This window comes from Lentzea sp. (assembly GCF_036380075.1).
Lineage (GTDB): Bacteria > Actinomycetota > Actinomycetes > Mycobacteriales > Pseudonocardiaceae > Lentzea.
Genome location: NZ_DASVFL010000271.1, coordinates 14,391 through 31,362 on the forward strand (window position 1 = coordinate 14,391; position 16,972 = coordinate 31,362).

At 70.2% G+C, this 16,972-nt stretch carries 20 protein-coding genes; 7 read left to right on the top strand and 13 right to left on the bottom strand.

Annotated elements, in window-relative coordinates:
- Nucleotides 1-182: 182 nt before the first annotated feature.
- From VF330_RS29250 to gatC, 5 genes are all read right to left on the bottom strand, one after another.
- Nucleotides 183-437 (bottom strand): hypothetical protein, encoded by a 255-nt coding sequence (locus tag VF330_RS29250; protein WP_330854913.1) that lies wholly within the window; start codon nucleotides 435-437, stop codon nucleotides 183-185.
- 184 nt (nucleotides 438-621) lie between these two features.
- Nucleotides 622-2,124 (bottom strand): Asp-tRNA(Asn)/Glu-tRNA(Gln) amidotransferase subunit GatB, encoded by a 1,503-nt coding sequence (gene gatB, locus VF330_RS29255; RefSeq protein WP_330854914.1) that lies wholly within the window; start codon nucleotides 2,122-2,124, stop codon nucleotides 622-624.
- Nucleotides 2,121-2,318, bottom strand: coding sequence for a hypothetical protein (locus VF330_RS29260; protein ID WP_330854915.1), 198 nt, complete (start codon nucleotides 2,316-2,318; stop codon nucleotides 2,121-2,123). The genes gatB and VF330_RS29260 overlap by 4 nt, the downstream gene beginning before the upstream one ends.
- Complete coding sequence (gene gatA / locus VF330_RS29265; RefSeq protein ID WP_330854916.1) at nucleotides 2,315-3,799, bottom strand: Asp-tRNA(Asn)/Glu-tRNA(Gln) amidotransferase subunit GatA; 1,485 nt, start codon at nucleotides 3,797-3,799, stop codon at nucleotides 2,315-2,317. Before gatA ends, VF330_RS29260 begins: the two co-directional genes overlap by 4 nt.
- Nucleotides 3,796-4,095 (bottom strand): Asp-tRNA(Asn)/Glu-tRNA(Gln) amidotransferase subunit GatC, encoded by a 300-nt coding sequence (gene gatC / locus VF330_RS29270; protein WP_189154510.1) that lies wholly within the window; start codon nucleotides 4,093-4,095, stop codon nucleotides 3,796-3,798. Before gatC ends, gatA begins: the two co-directional genes overlap by 4 nt.
- A 231-nt stretch (nucleotides 4,096-4,326) precedes the next feature.
- On the opposite strand from gatC, the gene VF330_RS29275 reads away from it, so the two are divergent.
- Complete coding sequence (locus VF330_RS29275; RefSeq protein WP_330854955.1) at nucleotides 4,327-4,980, top strand: ACT domain-containing protein; 654 nt, start codon at nucleotides 4,327-4,329, stop codon at nucleotides 4,978-4,980.
- On the opposite strand, the gene VF330_RS29280 is transcribed toward VF330_RS29275, so the two are convergent.
- On the bottom strand, nucleotides 4,977-5,660 hold the full coding sequence (locus VF330_RS29280) for a 3-keto-5-aminohexanoate cleavage protein (protein WP_330854917.1): 684 nt from the start codon (nucleotides 5,658-5,660) through the stop codon (nucleotides 4,977-4,979). The two genes, VF330_RS29275 and VF330_RS29280, sit on opposite strands and share 4 nt — an antisense overlap.
- Before the next feature lie 115 nt (nucleotides 5,661-5,775).
- Here VF330_RS29280 and VF330_RS29285 point away from each other — a divergent pair, with 115 nt between their 5' ends.
- Together VF330_RS29285 and VF330_RS29290 are read left to right on the top strand one after the other, a co-directional pair.
- Nucleotides 5,776-6,000: a hypothetical protein gene (locus VF330_RS29285; protein WP_090066770.1), complete on the top strand. Its 225-nt coding sequence runs from the start codon at nucleotides 5,776-5,778 to the stop codon at nucleotides 5,998-6,000.
- Between the two features lie 102 nt (nucleotides 6,001-6,102).
- A complete protein-coding gene (locus VF330_RS29290; RefSeq protein ID WP_330854918.1) occupies nucleotides 6,103-6,519 on the top strand; it encodes a hypothetical protein in 417 nt (138 codons plus the stop codon).
- Between the two features lie 51 nt (nucleotides 6,520-6,570).
- Here VF330_RS29290 and VF330_RS29295 read toward each other — a convergent pair whose 3' ends face one another.
- The 4 genes from VF330_RS29295 to VF330_RS29310 are packed head-to-tail and all read right to left on the bottom strand — an operon-like array spanning nucleotide 6,571 to nucleotide 10,421.
- The gene (locus tag VF330_RS29295) at nucleotides 6,571-7,071 is read right to left on the bottom strand and encodes a GNAT family N-acetyltransferase (protein WP_330854919.1); all 501 of its coding nucleotides are present in this window, start codon (nucleotides 7,069-7,071) and stop codon (nucleotides 6,571-6,573) included.
- Complete coding sequence (ligA, locus tag VF330_RS29300) at nucleotides 7,064-9,181, bottom strand: NAD-dependent DNA ligase LigA (RefSeq protein WP_414675481.1); 2,118 nt, start codon at nucleotides 9,179-9,181, stop codon at nucleotides 7,064-7,066. The genes VF330_RS29295 and ligA overlap by 8 nt, the downstream gene beginning before the upstream one ends.
- A 23-nt stretch (nucleotides 9,182-9,204) precedes the next feature.
- Nucleotides 9,205-9,858 (bottom strand): hypothetical protein, encoded by a 654-nt coding sequence (locus VF330_RS29305; protein WP_330854921.1) that lies wholly within the window; start codon nucleotides 9,856-9,858, stop codon nucleotides 9,205-9,207.
- A 5-nt stretch (nucleotides 9,859-9,863) separates the two neighbouring features.
- Nucleotides 9,864-10,421 carry a YdeI/OmpD-associated family protein gene (locus VF330_RS29310; protein WP_330854922.1) on the bottom strand — a complete coding sequence of 186 codons (558 nt, stop codon included), beginning with the start codon at nucleotides 10,419-10,421 and terminating at the stop codon, nucleotides 9,864-9,866.
- Nucleotides 10,422-10,516: 95 nt separating this feature from the next.
- On the opposite strand from VF330_RS29310, the gene VF330_RS29315 reads away from it, so the two are divergent.
- Nucleotides 10,517-10,996 carry an N-acetyltransferase gene (locus tag VF330_RS29315; protein WP_330854923.1) on the top strand — a complete coding sequence of 160 codons (480 nt, stop codon included), beginning with the start codon at nucleotides 10,517-10,519 and terminating at the stop codon, nucleotides 10,994-10,996.
- A gap of 14 nt (nucleotides 10,997-11,010) precedes the next feature.
- Here VF330_RS29315 and VF330_RS29320 read toward each other — a convergent pair whose 3' ends face one another.
- Nucleotides 11,011-12,864 (bottom strand): glycoside hydrolase family 9 protein, encoded by a 1,854-nt coding sequence (locus tag VF330_RS29320; protein WP_330854924.1) that lies wholly within the window; start codon nucleotides 12,862-12,864, stop codon nucleotides 11,011-11,013.
- Nucleotides 12,865-12,956: 92 nt separating this feature from the next.
- Nucleotides 12,957-13,958, bottom strand: coding sequence for a methionine synthase (locus VF330_RS29325; RefSeq protein ID WP_330854925.1), 1,002 nt, complete (start codon nucleotides 13,956-13,958; stop codon nucleotides 12,957-12,959).
- 187 nt (nucleotides 13,959-14,145) lie between these two features.
- Between VF330_RS29325 and VF330_RS29330 the strand changes: the two genes are divergently transcribed.
- The 3 genes from VF330_RS29330 to paaI all read left to right on the top strand — a co-directional run bounded on the left by VF330_RS29330 (nucleotide 14,146) and on the right by paaI (nucleotide 16,615).
- On the top strand, nucleotides 14,146-15,486 hold the full coding sequence (locus VF330_RS29330; RefSeq protein ID WP_330854926.1) for a cellulose binding domain-containing protein: 1,341 nt from the start codon (nucleotides 14,146-14,148) through the stop codon (nucleotides 15,484-15,486).
- Between the two features lie 21 nt (nucleotides 15,487-15,507).
- A complete protein-coding gene (locus tag VF330_RS29335) occupies nucleotides 15,508-15,999 on the top strand; it encodes an SRPBCC family protein (protein WP_330854927.1) in 492 nt (163 codons plus the stop codon).
- A 229-nt stretch (nucleotides 16,000-16,228) separates the two neighbouring features.
- Nucleotides 16,229-16,615: a hydroxyphenylacetyl-CoA thioesterase PaaI gene (gene paaI, locus VF330_RS29340; RefSeq protein ID WP_330854928.1), complete on the top strand. Its 387-nt coding sequence runs from the start codon at nucleotides 16,229-16,231 to the stop codon at nucleotides 16,613-16,615.
- Here paaI and VF330_RS29345 read toward each other — a convergent pair.
- A complete protein-coding gene (locus VF330_RS29345; protein WP_330854929.1) occupies nucleotides 16,554-16,952 on the bottom strand; it encodes a hypothetical protein in 399 nt (132 codons plus the stop codon). The two genes, paaI and VF330_RS29345, sit on opposite strands and share 62 nt — an antisense overlap.
- Between the last annotated feature and the right edge of the window lie 20 nt (nucleotides 16,953-16,972).

A 16,972-nucleotide genomic window follows, 5' to 3' on the forward strand; every position in this document is an offset into this window, starting at 1 on the left:
TTTGAGAAGCCGGATAGCGGATGGAACCCGGTAGCGGCCCTGCTCCGCAGATCCCTTCAGGTACAACTCGCGCGCTGTGGTCAAGGCACGAGCGGGCATGTGATCATCACACCACATGCACCCGAATGGCGCTGTCCTCCAACCAGGCGCAGACGCCGGCTGAAGGACAGCGCACAGCGTGACTAACCGGCCACTACCTCTTCCTTGGCCAGGTTGTCCGGGTGGTTCGGGCAGTCCCTGTCGTGCTCCACCGAACCTTCGGAGACCGGCTTCGGCTGACCGACCAGCGGGTGGCCGGGAGGCATGCCACAGCACTGCGGCGTCAGCGGCGGGTCTTCCTTCGGCGGGGTCTTCGGGTCCCTCGGCTCGTCATCCGTGATCAGGTCCTTGACCTTGTCCAGGATGTCGCCCAGAAATCCTTCGCGCTGCGTAGTCATGAGGTTTCCCCCCTCGTTTGGACTATTACTACCCATCCCCCCAGATGAGTTGCCCAGAGAGAGTGACACACACGGCTACGGGTATACGTCTCATTTAGCTAACAGCCACTCGGTCGGCCTAAGATCACAAAGGGCCACCTGCACAAACAGGTGACCCTTTGTGATTTATCCGTCGATTGTGTATCTACGAGCAGCGTGCGAGCACGATCTCGCGCACGCGGGCCGCGTCGGCCTGACCCTTGGTGGCCTTCATGACCGCGCCGACGATGGCGCCGGCGGCCTGGACCTTGCCGTCGCGGATCTTCTGCGCGACGTCCGGCTGGGCCGCGAGGGCCTCGTCGACGGCCTTCTCCAGCGCCGAGTCGTCCGACACGACCTTGAGGCCGCGCTTCTCGACGACGTCGTCCGGGGAGCCCTCGCCCTCCAGGACGCCGTTGACGGCCTCACGGGCGAGCTTGTTGGTCAGCGCGCCCGTGTTGACCAGCTCGATCACGCGTGCCACGTCCGCGGGCGTGATGGGCAGGGCGGACAGCTCGACGCCGCGGGTGTTGGCCTGCTGCGCGAGGTACGACACCCACCACGACCGGGCCTCGTCCGGCTTGGCGCCGGCGACGACGGTGGCCTCGATCAGGTCGAGGGCGCCGGCGTTGACGAGGTCGCGGAGGACCTCGTCGGTGAGGTTCCAGTCCTTCTGGATGCGCGCGCGGCGCTCCCAGGGCAGCTCGGGCAGGGTGCCGCGGAGCTCCTCGACCCACTCGCGCGACGGCGCGATCGGGACCAGGTCGGGCTCCGGGAAGTAGCGGTAGTCCTCCGCCGTCTCCTTCTTGCGGCCCGCCGACGTGCTGCCGGACGACTCGTCGAAGTGGCGGGTCTCCTGGGTCACCTCACCGCCGGACTCCAGCACCGCGGCCTGGCGCGTCATCTCGAAGCGCACGGCGCGTTCGACGCTGCGCAGCGAGTTGACGTTCTTGGTCTCGGTGCGGGTGCCCAGTGCGCCGGTGGTCTTCGGCGACAGGGACACGTTCGCGTCGCAGCGCAGCGAGCCCTGGTCCATGCGGACGTCGGACACGTCGAGCGCCTTGAGCAGGTCGCGCAACGCCGTCACGTACGCACGCGCGACCTCGGGGGCGCGTTCCTTCGTGCCCGGGATCATCTTCGTGACGATCTCGATCAGCGGCACGCCCGCGCGGTTGTAGTCGAGCAGCGAGTGCTCGGCGCCGTGGATGCGACCGGTCGCGCCGCCGACGTGCAGCGACTTGCCCGTGTCCTCCTCCATGTGCGCGCGCTCGATCTCGACGCGGATGACCTCGCCGTCGTCCAGCGTCACGTCGAGCCAGCCGTTGAAGGCGATCGGCTCGTCGTACTGCGACGTCTGGAAGTTCTTCGGCATGTCCGGGTAGAAGTAGTTCTTCCGCGCGAACCGGCACCACTCGGCGATCTCGCAGTTCAGCGCGAGGCCGATGCGGATCGCGGACTCGATCGCCTTCGCGTTCACCACCGGCAGCGCGCCCGGCAGGCCGAGGCACGTCGGGCAGGTGTTCGTGTTCGGCTCGCCGCCGAAGACGTTGGCGCAGCCGCAGAACATCTTCGTGTTGGTGTGCAGCTCGACGTGCACTTCCAGGCCCAGGACGGGGTCGTACTTCTCGACGACCTCGTCGTAGTCCATCAGCTCAACCAGAGCGGTCATGCCAAGTCGTCCTTCCGCAGAGCACGCGCAGCCAGCGCGGCACCGGTGACCGCCACGGCGATGCTGGCGATCGCGTTCGCCAGCATCAGCTTGTCGTTCTTCGCACGGGCGTTGCGGAAGCCGGAGAACGCTCCCACCGCGCCCGCGACGGCGCCGGCCAGGCCGAGGAATCCCCTTGCCCTCTTGATGTTCACAGCGACGGGCCTCCAAACGCTCCACGCGCCGCCTCGTACGCCGCGGCGACTCGGTACATGCGGTGGTCCTGCAGCGCCGGAGCCATGATCTGCAGGCCGACCGGCAGACCGTCCTCATCGGACAGACCGCTCGGCACGCTCATGGCCGGCGTGCCCGCGAGGTTCGCGGGGATGGTGCAGAGGTCGGCCTTGTACATGGCCATCGGGTCGTCCGCGCGCTCGCCGATCTTGAACGCCGTGGTGGGCGTGGTCGGCGAGATGAGCACGTCGAACTTCTCGAACGCCTTCGCGAAGTCCTGCGTGATGAGCGTGCGGACCTTCTGCGCCGAGCCGTAGTACGCGTCGTAGTAGCCGGACGACAGCGCGTACGTGCCGATCATGATGCGGCGCTTGACCTCCGGGCCGAAGCCGGCCTCGCGGGTCAGCGACATGACCTCTTCGGTGCTGCGCGAGCCGTCGTCGCCGACGCGCAGGCCGTAGCGCATGGCGTCGAACCGGGCGAGGTTCGACGAGCACTCGCTCGGCGCGATGAGGTAGTAGGCGGGCAGCGCGTAGTCGAAGCTCGGGCACGACACGTCCGCGATCTCCGCGCCGAGCTCCTTGAGCTGCGACACGGCGGCTTCGAAGCTGCGCAGCACGCCCTGCTGGTAGCCCTCACCGCTGAACTGCGTGACGACGCCGATGCGCAGGCCGGACAGGTCACCGCTCAGGCCCTCGCGGGCGGCGGCGACGACCGGCGGCACGGGTGCGTCGATGGACGTGGAGTCCATCTCGTCGTAGCCCGCGATGACCTCGTGCAGCAGCGCGGCGTCGAGCACCGTGCGCGCGCACGGACCGGCCTGGTCCAGGGAGCTGGAGAACGCGACGAGGCCGTAGCGCGACACACCGCCGTAGGTGGGCTTCACGCCGACGGTGCCGGTGACGGCGCCGGGCTGGCGGATCGAGCCACCTGTGTCGGTGCCGATCGCGAGCGGGGCCTGGAACGCGGCGAGCGACGCCGACGAGCCACCGCCGGAGCCACCGGGGATGCGGTCGAGGTCCCACGGGTTGTGCGTGGGGCCGTAGGCCGAGTTCTCGGTCGACGAACCCATGGCGAACTCGTCCATGTTCGTCTTGCCGAGGATGACGACGCCGGCTTCCTTGAGCTTGCGGGTCACCGTCGCGTCGTAGGGCGGCAGCCAGCCCTCGAGCATCTTGGAACCGACGGTCGTGGGCACGCCCTCCGTCGTCATGACGTCCTTGAGCGCCAGCGGCACGCCGGCGAGCGGCGAGACCTGCTCGCCGGCCTTGACGGCCTCGTCCACCCTGCGGGCCTGCGCGAGCGCGCCCTCGGTGTCGACGTGCAGGAAGGCGTGGACCTTCCCGTCGGTCTCGGCGATGCGGTCCAGGTGGGCCTGCGTGACCTCGACGCTGGAGACCTCACCGCTGTGGATCTTCGCGGCGAGCTCGGCCGCGGTGGCGTGGATCAGGTCGTTGGTCATGCTTCCTCACCCAGGATGCGGGGCACGCGGAACCGGCCGTCCTCGGCCTCAGGAGCGCCGGAGAGCGCCTGCTGCTGACCGAGGCTCGGACGGACCACGTCCTCGCGGAAGACGTTGGTCAGCGGAACGGCGTGCGACGTCGGCGGGATGTCGGCCGTGGCGATGTCGCCGACGGACGCCACCGACTGGAGGATCACGTCGAGCTGGCCGGCGAACAGGTCGAGCTCGTCCTCGGACACAGCCAGCCTGGCGAGCTTGGCCAGGTGCGCGACCTCGTCGCGGGAGATGCTGGGCACTCCTGTCAACCCCCGTAGGGTCGGGATTACGAATCGGGAACCCCGTGAGTCTATGGGCTGGTCAGGCGCGCCTTCGAACCGGTTGCCGCCTCCAGGGTTGACTGGCACGTCAACTTAACCGTTCCGCAACGCGGACAGCAGGTCATGCGCCGACGATGCGTCTGCGAGAATCACCGACCGGCAACGGCGCGAGACGCGGGGTCTCTCGCACGAGCTATGGAGGCGTTCACCTTGTCGTTCCTGATCCGGGTCCAGCTCCCGGACCGTCCCGGCACCCTCGGCGCGGTCGCTACGGCCCTGGGCGAGATCGGGGCGGACATACTCAGCGTGGACGTGGTGGAACGCGGTTCCGGCCTCGCCATCGACGACCTCGTGGTGGAGCTCCCGTCGGGCCGCCTGCCGGACACGCTGATCACCGCCGCGGAGTCGATCGAGGGCGTCGAGGTCGACGCCGTCCGCCCCTACGCGGGCATCCTCGACACCCACCGCGAGCTGGAGCTGGTCGAGGAGATCGCCGAGGAGCCCCGCAAGGGCCTGGCGATCTTCACCGAGGGCGTCCCGAAGATCATCCGCGCGGGCTGGGCCGTCGTCGTGGGCCCGGAGGGCACCGGCATCAACCGCCTGACCGCCTCCTCCGCCGCCCCCGAGACCCGCATGGCCGACGTGCCGTGGTTCCCGCTGGAGCGCGCGACCGTGCTCGACGGCGAGGACGAGTGGGTGCCGGAGACCTGGCGCGAGCTGGGCACCGAGCTGGCCGCGACGCCGCTGGGCAAGCCGGACCGCGTGCTGGTCGTGGGCCGTCCGGGCGGCCCGATGTTCCGCGCGGCCGAGGTGGCCCGCCTGGCGCACCTGGCCGGCATCGTCGCGGTCGTGCTGCCGGACTAACGCGGAGCTCTGGCCCGCTGGTTGCGGCGGGCCAGGGAGACCAGTTCGGCGTTGTTCCTGGCCGGAGTGCCGTCCGGCTTCACGAGCGTGTCCTGCAGTCCCATGCGCACGTGGTGTTCGAGCCGTGCGGCGTAGGTGAGGACGGGCCAGGCGTCGGCGTCCGCGCCGTGCAGCAGGACCGGCAGGCCGAGCGGTTCCACCAGGCGCAGCAGGGGTTCCGCCGTCGCCCGCGTCGCCGTGACGGTGACGCGGCTGATGCCGCCGGGCAGGTCCCGCAGGTCCGCGGGAGCGCCGACGACGAGCTCGACCGCGACGTTGACGCGGTGCAGCGCCCGCGCGAGCTCACGCCACGCGGGGTCGCCGGCGTGGACGCTCGCGACGTCGGGGCGGCCGGCGGCGAGCGGGCCCCAGCTGGCGATGAGGGTCTCGCGGTGGCCGGGGACGTTCGTCGACACGCTGATCTCGACGCCCGGCACGGCGGCCCTGACGGTGGCGATCGTGGTGGCGATCTCCGGTCCGGCCAGCGTCTCGGCGCCGATGACGTCGCGCGGGTGCAGGTGCACGGAGGTGACGCCGAGCGCGGCGGCGTCGGCCGCGTCCTCCGCGAGGCGTTCGGGGGTCAGCGGCAGGGCCGGGTGCTCCTCGGCTGTGCGGGAGCCGTTCAGACAGGCTTGCAGCACGCTTCACACGGTCCCACACGAACGCGTGCACGTGTCGGGCATCTTCTGCGGGATCGGGGAACCCGCTCGAGAATCTGCCGTGGTCGTTCCGCTCCCCCCAGGAGGTATGAAGATCATGGCCATCACCGTGAACCTGGACATGCTGCTCGACAAGGCCTACGAGAACCTGCCGCTCACCGAGATCCTGGACGCCCCGGTCGACGCGCTGCAGGGCGTGAGCCCCGGCGACGCGGAGAAGCTGAAGGCCGCTTTCAACATCAAGACGGTGCGGGACCTGGGCACCAACAAGTACTTCCGCGCCGCCGTGACCCTGCTCGACCTGGAGACCACCGCGCGGTAGCGCGCCGGCCGCGACGGCTCGCCCCGCGGGCCGTCCGGCGGCTGAGCAGGCCGATCACGATCATGTTGTTCCCGGGTGTGGTCACCCGGTTGGATGACCCCCGTGTCGACGGACCTGACCACCGAACTGCTGCTGCACCGCGCGGGCACCAAGTCGTACTGGCGCGGCCTGACCTATCGCGACGCCGTGCTGTCCCTGCGGGTGCACAGCCGACACGTGGCCGCCCGCGTCCGCGGTGGTGACGACGACGCCTACGCGGTGGAGCTGTCGTGGTCCGGCACGCACCTGGTGGGGGCCTGCAGCTGCCCGCACGGCTCGGAGGGGTTCTTCTGCAAGCACTGCGTCGCGGTCGGTCTGGTGCTGCTGGACCGGGGTGAGACGGTGCCGCCGCCCGACGCGGAGGACGTGGAGCTCAAGGACGTGCTGAGAGCCTTGCCCGCGGAGGTGCTGCGCGACCTGCTGTACGAGCAGGCGGCCGGCGACCTCAAGCTGCGGGCGCGGATCATCTCGGCACTCTGACCGGTGGCGCGGCTCGAAGCCACGCCACCCGCCGTCCGGCGCCGGCCCCGCTCAGAGCGGCAGGCCGTAGGCGTACGCCATCAGCTTGAGACCGGGCAGCGGCGACCAGTCGCGTTCGGGCAGGCGGGTGAAGCCCAGCCGCTGGTACAGGCGGTGCGCCGCCAGCATCTTCTCCGACGACGACAGCACGACGTGGCTCACCCCGGCGGCCCGCGCCCTGTCGATCACCGCGTGCACCAGCGACTCGCCGACGCCCCTGCCGCGGGCCGCGGCGGCGACCGAGAGCATGCGGAACTCCAGCTCGCCCGGTTGCGAGATCTCGGCGTAGGGCGTGCCGGGGTGCACCACGGTGACCGAGCCGAGGATCTCGCCCGTCTCGTCCACGGCCACCAGGACCTCGGCGTCGCGGAAGCGGGACTCGGCGTCCGCGAGGGTCTTCGCGTAGTCGTCGTGCTCGTTCACGTAGCCGTCGGCGCTGTAGGCCCCGACCGTGATCGCGCCGACGACGGGCAGGTCGGCCTCGCGGGCCGGGCGGATGAGCAGGTCAGCCATCTGTGCCTTCTTCCCCGATGACGGCCACGTCCCTCGCCGCGTCCGGGCCCTGCTCCAGCAGGACGCGGAAGCCCGCCTCGTCGAGGACGGGGACCTTGAGGGAGATCGCCTTGTCGTACTTGGATCCTGGTGAGTCGCCGACCACGACGAAAGAGGTTTTCTTCGAGACCGAGCCGACCGCCTTGCCGCCGCGGGCGAGGATCGACTCCTTGGCCGAGTCGCGGGAGAACTCCGCGAGCGAGCCGGTGACCACGATGGACAGGCCTTCGAGGTTGCGGGTGATCGACGCGTCGCGCTCGTCCTCCATCCGCACGCCCGCCTCGCGCCACCGCTGCACGACTCCCTGGCGCCACTCCGTCTCGCGCCACTCGACGACGGCCGCGGCGATCGTCGGACCCACGCCCTCGGCGCCGGCCAGAACGGCCTCGTCAGCTTCGACGATCGCGTCCATCGACCCGAACTCCTGGGCCAGCGCGCGGGCGGCGGTGGGGCCGACGTGCCGGATCGACAGCGCGACGAGCACCCTCCACAGCGGACGCGACTTGGCCGCCTCCAGGTTGTCGAGCAGCTTCAGCGCGTTCGCGGACAGCTCGCCGTTCTTGGTCTTGAACCGCTCGACCTGCCGCAACGCGTCGGCGTCGAGGTCGAAGAGGTCGGCCTCGTTGGTGTAGACGGTGGACTCGGTGATCGCGGCCGCCGCCTCGTAGCCGAGCACCTCGATGTCGAGCGCGGCGCGGGAGGCGAGGTACGCCAGGCGTTCGCGCAGCTGGCCGGGGCACGTCTGCGCGTTGGGGCAGCGGATGTCGACGTCGCCCTCCTTCATGGGCCGCAGCACGGCGTTGCACTCGGGGCAGCGCGTCGGCATGACGAACTCGCGCGCGTCGTCGGGCCTCGCGGCGAGCACCGGGCCGAGCACCTCGGGGATCACGTCGCCCGCCTTACGGATGACGATGCGGTCGCCGATCAGCACGCCCTTGCGCTTGACCTCCGAGCCGTTGTGCAGCGTGGCCCGCGCGACCGTCGAGCCCGCCACCTTCACGGGCTCCATCACGGCGAACGGCGTGACCCGGCCGGTGCGCCCCACCTGGACCTGGATGTCCAGCAACGTCGTGGTGGCCTCCTCCGGCGGGTACTTGTACGCGATGGCCCACCTCGGGGCGCGCGACGTCGTGCCCAGGCGCCGTTGCAGCGCCACCTCGTCGACCTTGACGACGAGGCCGTCGATCTCGTGGACGGCGTCGTGCCGGTGCTCGCCCCAGTACTCGACCTTCGCGCGCACGGCGGCCGGGTCCGTGAGCACCTCGGTGTGCTCCGACGTGGGCAGGCCCCACGCCTTCAGCGCCTCGTAGGCGAGCGACTGGCGCGCGACCTCGAAGCCGGAGGTCTTGCCGATGCCGTGGCAGATCATCCGGAGCCTGCGCGAGGCGGTGACCTTGGGGTCCTTCTGCCGCAACGATCCCGCCGCCGTGTTGCGCGGGTTGGCGAACACCGGTTTGCCCTGCTCGACCAGCGACTCGTTGAGCGCCAGGAAGTCGTCGACCGTGAAGAACACCTCGCCGCGCACCTCGACCAGGTCGGGCACCGGGTGCTCGGCGGAGGCCCTGAGCACCGAGGGCACGTCGCCGATCGTGCGGACGTTCAGCGTGACGTCCTCGCCCGTGCGGCCGTCGCCGCGGGTGAGCGCCCGCGTGAGCCTGCCCTTCTCGTACAGCAGGTTGATCGCGAGACCGTCGATCTTCAGCTCGCACAGGAAGTGCGTGCCGGCGCCGATCTCCTTCTGGACGCGCTCGAACCAGCCCGTCAGCTCGTCCTGGGCGAAGACGTTGTCCAGGCTGAGCATGCGCTCCAGGTGGTCGACCGCCTTGAACTCGGTCGAGAACGTGCCGCCGACGCGCTGTGTGGGCGACTCGGGCGTGGCGAGGCCGGGGTGCTCGGCCTCCAGCGCCTCCAGCGACTTGAGCAGCGCGTCGAACTCACCATCGGTGACGATCGGGTCGTCCAGCACGTAGTAGCGGAACTGGTGGGAGCGCACCTCTTCCGCGAGCACGGCATGCCGCTCGCGCACCTCGGCGGGGACGTCTTCAAGGCTCTCGCTGGTCACGTGGGACAGCTTAGTGAGCAGGTCCGACAGTCTCAGCCGGACGACTGCCCGGCGAGCTCCCGCACGAGCGACCGGAGCTCGAGCAGGCTGATCGTGCCCTCGGGTTCGAGCTGCGCGGTCTCCACGCGCCGCAGCCGCTCCCCCGCCAGCCGCTCGCCGAGAGTGACGTCCAGCGGCAGGAACGTCATCGTCCGCCGCTGCTGGTCGCTCAGCTCGGCCAGGGCGGGGTGGTAGACCGCGACGTCGACGACGTCCCCGTCCACCTGCGCCACCACCCGGTAGTCGCCGAGCCGCATCCTGACCTCGCCGAGGTTGACGACGACCTCGGTCGGGTCCGGCACGGGCGGCACCGAGTCGTGGAACTCCCACACCATGTCGGCCGGCGGCGCGGCCGCGATCCACGCGTCGGTGTACGGGCGCAGCCGCGGGTCCTCCTGACCGGTGACGACCAGCGCGTACATCGCCATGTGGCCCTGTTCGAGGGAGAAGACGAGGTCCGGGTGCAGCCCCGCGACGAGGTCCCGCAGCTCGCCCTCGACGCGGTGCGGCTCACCGTCGCCCAGCGCCGCGCTCACCACCGGCACCAGCTCGAACCACCGCTCCCAGAACCGCTGCGCCGCCTCGCCCGCGTTCGGCAGGTGGGCGGGGACGACGTCTTCTGCTTTGCGGCGGCGGAACCACTTCATGATTCTCAAGCGTAGAGCTTGCGCCCCTCGGCCAACATTTCGACGAACTGCGCGATGCGCTTCTGGCGCGTCTCGGGCCTTTTCGCGTCGTGGATGCGCAACAGCACCGCGTACCGGTTCTGGCTGTTCAGCGTCTTGAAGAACTCGGCGGCCCTCGGGTTCGCGTCGAGCGCTTCGACGAGGTCGGCCGGCACCTCGATGGTCGCCGGTCCCGCGTAGGCGGCGTCCCACCGCCCGTCGGCCTTGGCCTTCTCGATCTCCTTGAGGCCCGCCGGCAGCATCTTGCCGTCCGCGATCAGCTGCTCGACCTTGCCGCAGTTGCGCTTGGACCACTTGCTGCGCGTCGTGCGCGGCGTCCAGCGCTGCGAGTAGTAGGTCTCGTCCACGGACCGCACGAGCCCGTCGATCCACCCGTGGCACAGGGCGACGTCCAACGCCTCGTCGTAGGTGATGGTCCTGAGCCCCGACCCCTTCTTCGCGTACTTGATCCACAGCTCGGTCTCGGTCGCGCCGTTCTCGTGCAGCCACGCGTCGAACTCCGCGGGACCCTCGAAGACGATCAACGCACCCTCCTCAGGCAGAGCGTCCACTGCGCACAGCGAACCACGGAACCGAAATCCGGTGGCGCGCGACGGCGAGTTCGCCCACAGTGCGCACCATGCTGATCCGGCGGGAGACGCCCGCAGACATCGACGCCATCCGCGAAGTCACCGACCTCGCCTTCAAGAACGGGCCGGAGGCTCCGCTGATCGACCGGCTGCGCGCCGACGAGGGGTGGATCCCGGAGCTCTCCCTGGTGGTGGAAGGGGTGGTGGGACACGTGGTGTGCACGCGCGGGTACGTCGGCGAGGTGCCCGTGCTGGGGCTCGGGCCGATCAGCGTGCACCCGGACCGCCAGCGGGCCGGCATCGGCAAGGCCCTGGTGCACGCCGTCCTCGGGGCGGCGGAGGCGCGCGACGAGCGCGCCGTCGTCCTCCTCGGCGACCCGAACTACTACTCGCGGTTCGGGTTCCGGCTGGCGTCCGAGTTCGGGATCACGCCGCCGGAGTCCGCGTGGGCGCCGCACTTCCAGGCCCGGTTGTTCCGGGACGTCCCGGCCGGGCCGTTCCGCTACGCGGAGCCGTTCAACGAGCTCTGAGCGGCGCCCGCCGGTCAGGAGTGCGCGATCAGCGAGAAGCCGAGCACCCCCGTCGCCGTGAAGTCGATGGCGGGCTCGGAGCTCGGCCACGAGCGCAGGTCGTCGGCGAAGACGGACTTCGCGGAGTCGAACTCCACCGTGTACGGCTTGGTGCAGTCGACGGACCCCGCGGGCATCTCGCCCAGGTCGCCGAACAGGGAGGCGTCGTTGGGGCCGTTGATCACCGCGCCGGCCAGCACCTTCGAGCCGCCGGTCGTGGAACCGGACAGGTTCGCCGCCTGGTGGTGCGGGCACTCGGGGAACTTCGTGCCGACGCCGACGATCAGCGACGTGCCCCAGGCGTTCGTGCCGAGCGCGAAGCCGCGTTGCTGGGTGCCGAAGGTCGCGTACTCCTTGGAACCGGTCAGCTTCCGGTAGAGCGCGGCGGTGGTGATGTAGCCGAACGTGCGCGAGCCGACGTCCCAGGTCTCGACGTTCGCGGCGGTGCGGAACGGCGACGTCCGCGCGGCGTCGGCGCCCTTGCGGAGCTGCCGCCGGATGTCGCCGACGACCTGCTTCTCGGTCACCTCGGCGCCCGGAACGCCCTTCCTCAACAACGGCGCGAGGTCGGCGTGGCCGAGCGCGGAGATGTTGTAGACGTTCAACGTGTCGGGGTCACCCGTGGCGAGGAACTCGTGCGCCCAGTGCGCGGCGGCACGGGCGAAGGACGCGTAACGCTTGTCGTTCAACGACTTGGCGGCCAGCGCGAGCTGCGTCGCGCCGAACTCCATGTCGTCGGTCCACGACTCCTCGGGGTAGTAGGCGTGCGGGAACGCCGTCACGAGCTCACCGACGTCCGACGTCTTGGCCAGGGCGAAGAGCGAGGCCGCCTTGTCCAGGTACGACCGGGCCAGGCGCGGGTCGCGCGGGGCCTCGACCTGCGCGGCCAGCGCGAACGACCCGGCGACGCGGCCGACCAGGTTCGGGCTGATCTTCTCGCCGGCCCTGTTGGCCCGGAAGACCGGCCGGTACTTGATGAAGTACCGGCTGTCGCCGGGCTGCACGTCGAGCTCGTCGTCGGCCTCCGGCAGCCGCCACACGTCGTGGTCGCCGACGAAGCCGAACTCCTCGGACCCCGTGCCGATGCCGACCTGCGCGTACAGGACGCCGGACTTCTCGTCCCACGCCTTGTCGAGCCACCGGAGACCGAACTTCGCCTCCCGGTACAGCGCGTCGTCGTGCCTGTTGCGCAACGCCAGCAGCATCGACGCCGTCGAGTACGACGAGGCGTGCGTGAACTTCACGAAGTCACCGGCGTCGAACCAGCCGCCTTCGAGGTCGACCCGCGTGCCGGTCGGCTGCAACGGCGCCGCGATCTCGTCGCCGCCCTCGCCCGCGAACACCGGCGCCTCGTAGACCATCGCCGACCGGTCGGTGAGGTGCGCGGGCTTGCGGTTCAGCCGGCCGGGGACCACGTGAGCACCGTCGCGCTGAGCCTGGAAGAACTCGACGGTGCTGGACGCGACCGGCGAGAACAGCGCGCGCAGCGAGTCGATCTCGAACGTCGGCGACACCGCCGAGCCGACCCTGATCCGGTAGGTCCCGGCGGTCTTCAGGGCCGAGAAGTCGATCGGGTGCACCGCGGGGAACTTCTCGCTCCACGACCCCGTCGACGCACCCGTCCGCCCGGTGAGCACGGTCCGGCCGCGGCTGTCGACGACGGAGAACCTGGTGTTCGCGGCACCGCCGAGGACGTAGGCGTGCTTCGCCTCGGAGGTGCCGAACCCGATCTGGTCCAGCCGGACGTGGGCGGCCGGAGCGGCCTGGGCGGGCGCCGCGACCACGCCCGTGAGCACTGCGGCCACGAGAGCCGCACGTCTGATGCGCATGAGGGGAACTCCCGGTCCAGGCCCCGACCTCAGGCCCTCGGTTAAGAAAGTTTCCTAATAGTGCGCAGCAGACTAGCCCCACGAACCGGACATCACCAGCCCTCGGGCGGCTCCGCGAAGGCCGAGGACAGGTCGCGGGTCAGCGACAGGGCGCGCTTGACCCAGGCCGACGTCGCTCCGGCCAGACCGCACGTCGGCGTGGGCAGCGCCTTCTCGTCCAGGATCGAGCGCGGGAAGCCCAGGCGGTCCGCCAGCGTGAACGCCCGCTGCCCGACCTCCTTCAACGTCACCGGCACGCCGGGGTCCGTGCTCGGCACCAGGCCCAGCGCGAGCGTCGTGCCCGCCTCCCAGGTCTCGCCGATCTCGTCGAGCGCCTCCGCCCCCTTGACCAGCGTCGCGTCGAACGCGATGGCGGACGCGCCGGCCTCGCGCAGCAGCGTCAGCGGCGGGTGCGGCGCGCAGCAGTGCACGACGACCTCGTGGTCGCCCAGCGCCTCGATCACGGTGGCCAGCACCGCGCGCGCGTCCGGTTCCGGCACGGCGGGCACGGTGCCGAGCTTCGACGGCGTCGGCAGCAGGCCCTGGAGCACGGCGGGCAGGCCCGGTTCGTCGATCTGCACGACGACCTGCGCCCTCGTCCGCTTGGCGACCTCCGCGGCGTGCTGCCGCAGTCCTTCGGCCAGCGACTCGGAGAACTCCTTCACGGCGCCGTAGTCGGTGAGCACCCGGTGCCCGCGCATCAGCTCGATGTTCGACATCAACGTCCACGGCCCGACTGCCTGCACCTTCACGACCGACGGCTGCGCACCCGCGCGTTCCAACGCCTCGTCGAACGCGTCGAGGTCGCCGCGCAGCAGGTCGACGGCACGGCGGTGGTCACGGCCGGGACGCGGCGTCACGCGGTAGCCGGACGTGACGACCTCGATCGCGAGGTCGACGAGCAGGCCGGCGGTGCGGCCGACCATGTCCGCGCCGACGCCCCGAGCGGGCAGTTCCGGCACGTGCGGCAGCTCCGGCAGCTCACCGACGACGACCCGCGCCGCCTCGTCGATGTCGGTTCCGGGCAGCGATCCGATTCCAGTGGCTCCACGCACCCGCCGAATTGTTCCACTGTCCGCGAGACAGAAGAGGTCTAGACCCATTGACGCTGTGGTCTAGGCCACTTACCGTGACTGAGCAGGTGCTGACAGTCGAAGCACCCGACAGACGTGGTGTGGGAACGCGACGCGCCCCGCGTTCCCACACCGCTCCCTTCCTCTCCCTGCCGGAAGGACCACCTCCATGGCCCGCTTCGCTCTTCTCTCCGCCGGGGCCGCTGCCGCTCTCGTGGCCGGACTCGTCGCCATAGCCCCCACCGCCTCCGCCGCCGGCGAGTCCGCGGTGATCAGCCAGGACTCGAACTGGGGCTCCGGCTACCAGGGCAAGGCCACGGTCACCGCGGGCACGACCGCGCTGGCCGGCTGGAAGCTCGAGTTCGACCTCGCCGGAGCCACCCTGGGCTCCTACTGGGACGCCACGCTGACCAGCAGCGGCAACCACCACACGTTCACCAACCGCGAGTACAACGGCACCGTGGGCGCGGGCGCCTCCACGAGCTTCGGCTTCCTGGTGAGCGGCTCGGCACTGCCGACCAACTGCAAGCTCAACGGCGTCCCGTGCGGCGGTGGCAGCAACCCCACCACCACGACCACCACCACGTCGACGACGACCACCGCGCCCACCACCACGACGACGTCCGTTGTGCCGCCGGTGCCCGGCAGCGCGCTCGTCGCGCCGTACATCGACATCACGATGCCGTCGCCGTCGTTGGTCGACGTGGCCAACGCGACCGGCCAGAAGCACTTCACGCTCGCGTTCGCGCTGGGCTCGTCCGCCGGCTGCGACCCCGCGTGGGGCGGCACGGTCCCGTTGAACGACAGCCGCATCGTGAACGACACGAAGGCGCTGAAGGCCCAGGGCGGCAGCGTCATCGTCGCGACCGGCGGCGCGATGGGCCCGTACCTGGAGCACGTCTGCTCCACCGCGGACGCCCTCTACAACGCCTACGTGAAGGTGCTGGACGCCGTGGGCTCCAACAGCATCGACGTGGACGTGGAAGCGACCATCCCGCAGGCGGTCGTCAACACGGCGCTGAAGCGCCTGCAGGACACCCGCGGCACGACCGTCAGCTACACGATGCGCATCCAGGGCCAGGACTACGGCATGGACCCGTACTCGGTGGACGTGCTCAAGGACGCGGCCGCCAAGGGCGTCACGGTGCTGGTGAACCCGATGCTGATGAACTTCGGCTACACGGGCAACTGGGGCGACGCGATGGTCGCCGCCTCCAACGCCACCCTCGGGCAGATGCGCACCATCTGGCCGTCGAAGTCCGACGCGCAACTGAAGGCGTTGCTCGGCCTCACGCCGATGATCGGACGCAACGACACGGGCCCGACGACGACGCAGGACGACGCGCGCAAGGTCGTCGACTACGCGAAGGCCAACCACGTCGGCCGGATCGCGTTCTGGTCCGCCGGTCGCGACAAGGGCTGCCCCGGTGGCGGGGTGTCGCCGACGTGCAGCGGCATCTCGCAGTCCAACTGGGAGTTCACGAACCTGTTCAGGACCTACACGGGCTGAGGCAGCCGTCAGAATCACCGCATGAAGTACACCGTCTCGATCGAGATCGCCCTGCCGCGGGAGAAAGTGGCCCGCTTGCTCGCCGACCCCGCACACCTGCCCATGTGGTTGCGGGGTCTGGTGCTGCACGAGCCGCTGAACGGCGAGCACGGCCAGGTCGGCACGCGGTCGCGGGTCGTGCTTCGGATGGGGCGGCAGGAGTCCGAGGTCACCGAGACCATCATCCGCCGGGAACCGGCCGACCTGGGCGAGATCCCGGCCGGGAGCGTCGTGCGCTTCGAACGCGAGATCGTCGGCGGCGGCATGTGGAGCGCCACGCGCGACCGGCTGACCGAGGCCGGCCCGGAGGCGACGCTCTGGGAAAGCGAGAACGAGTACCGGTTCGACGGCCTGCTGATGCGGCTGGTGGGGAAGGTGGTGCCCGGCGCGTTCCGCAAGCAGTCGTTGCTGCACATGCGGGACTTCAAGGCGTTCGCCGAGCACGGGACCGACGTGCGGGCCACGGAGGCCTGACCGCTGTGGAAGAAGGCCGGTGCGGGCGTGCGCACCGGCCTTCTCCTCATTCGCCCGCGACCGTCAGCAGGAGCTGCAGCACCCGCAGCCGGGACCCGTGCACCCGCCACAGCAAGAACAACCACCCATGGTGACCACCTCCGAAGTTGATCGATCATGCATGCAATCGGACAGTAAGTCGGCGTGAACGCTGCGTGACACCACCGCCAGGGTGATTACGCTGCCACGAATGAATGGTCCTGCTGAGATGCTCGCCGCCGACAAGGCCTCGTCCGCACTGGGCATCGCACCGGTCGAGCTGCGCGACGGGTACGCGCTGGTGCGGATGGCGGTCACCGAGAACATGCTCAACGGGCACGGCATCGCGCACGGCGGGTACGTCTTCCTGCTGGCGGACACGGCGTTCGCCTGCGCCTGCAACCGGGCCGGGTCCGTCACCGTCGCCGCCACGGCCGAGATCGACTTCATCCGGCCCGTGCACGAAGGCGACGAGCTGGTGGCGGAGGCGGTGGAACGGACCCGGTTCGGCCGCAGCGGGATCTACGACATCACCGTCAGGCGTGCGAACGAGGTCGTGGCCGAGTTCCGCGGTCGTTCGCGGACCCTGCGCGACTGAGGCCCACGGCCTGCAGCACCGCGAACCCGAGCACGGCCAGGCCCTGGGCGAGCACCAGCGCGACACCGGGTCCGGTCAGCGGGAACCACCCCAGCGCCGCGGTGAGAACGCTGTCCAGCGCCCACACGGCGTTGCCGATGATGACCAGCAGCACGATCCGGCGGTCCGGAACGGCGCGGGTTCCCAAGAAGAAGACACCCAGGCCGTACACGACGCAGAAAGAACCCAACCCGATCTGCCAGCCCACCGGAACTCCGACCTCCGGGCGGATCAGGAGCGTCAGCAGACCGAGTGCGAACGAAGCGACACCGTCGAGTTTCAAGGCGAATTTCAACATGGCCCGACGATCGCCCGGCT

Bases quoted from the DNA above. Each gene is read 5' to 3' on its own strand.
- VF330_RS29250 (WP_330854913.1), bottom strand. From the start codon at position 437: ATGACTACGCAGCGCGAAGGATTTCTGGGCGACATCCTGGACAAGGTC.
- gatB (WP_330854914.1), bottom strand. From the start codon at position 2,124: ATGACCGCTCTGGTTGAGCTGATGGACTACGACGAGGTCGTCGAGAAG.
- gatA (WP_330854916.1), bottom strand. From the start codon at position 3,799: ATGACCAACGACCTGATCCACGCCACCGCGGCCGAGCTCGCCGCGAAG.
- VF330_RS29285 (WP_090066770.1), top strand. From the start codon at position 5,776: ATGGCCATCACCGTGAACCTGGACATGCTGCTCGACAAGGCCTACGAG.
- VF330_RS29295 (WP_330854919.1), bottom strand. From the start codon at position 7,071: ATGGCTGACCTGCTCATCCGCCCGGCCCGCGAGGCCGACCTGCCCGTC.
- VF330_RS29305 (WP_330854921.1), bottom strand. From the start codon at position 9,858: ATGAAGTGGTTCCGCCGCCGCAAAGCAGAAGACGTCGTCCCCGCCCAC.
- VF330_RS29315 (WP_330854923.1), top strand. From the start codon at position 10,517: ATGCTGATCCGGCGGGAGACGCCCGCAGACATCGACGCCATCCGCGAA.
- VF330_RS29320 (WP_330854924.1), bottom strand. From the start codon at position 12,864: ATGCGCATCAGACGTGCGGCTCTCGTGGCCGCAGTGCTCACGGGCGTG.
- VF330_RS29330 (WP_330854926.1), top strand. From the start codon at position 14,146: ATGGCCCGCTTCGCTCTTCTCTCCGCCGGGGCCGCTGCCGCTCTCGTG.
- VF330_RS29335 (WP_330854927.1), top strand. From the start codon at position 15,508: ATGAAGTACACCGTCTCGATCGAGATCGCCCTGCCGCGGGAGAAAGTG.
- paaI (WP_330854928.1), top strand. From the start codon at position 16,229: ATGAATGGTCCTGCTGAGATGCTCGCCGCCGACAAGGCCTCGTCCGCA.
- VF330_RS29345 (WP_330854929.1), bottom strand. From the start codon at position 16,952: ATGTTGAAATTCGCCTTGAAACTCGACGGTGTCGCTTCGTTCGCACTC.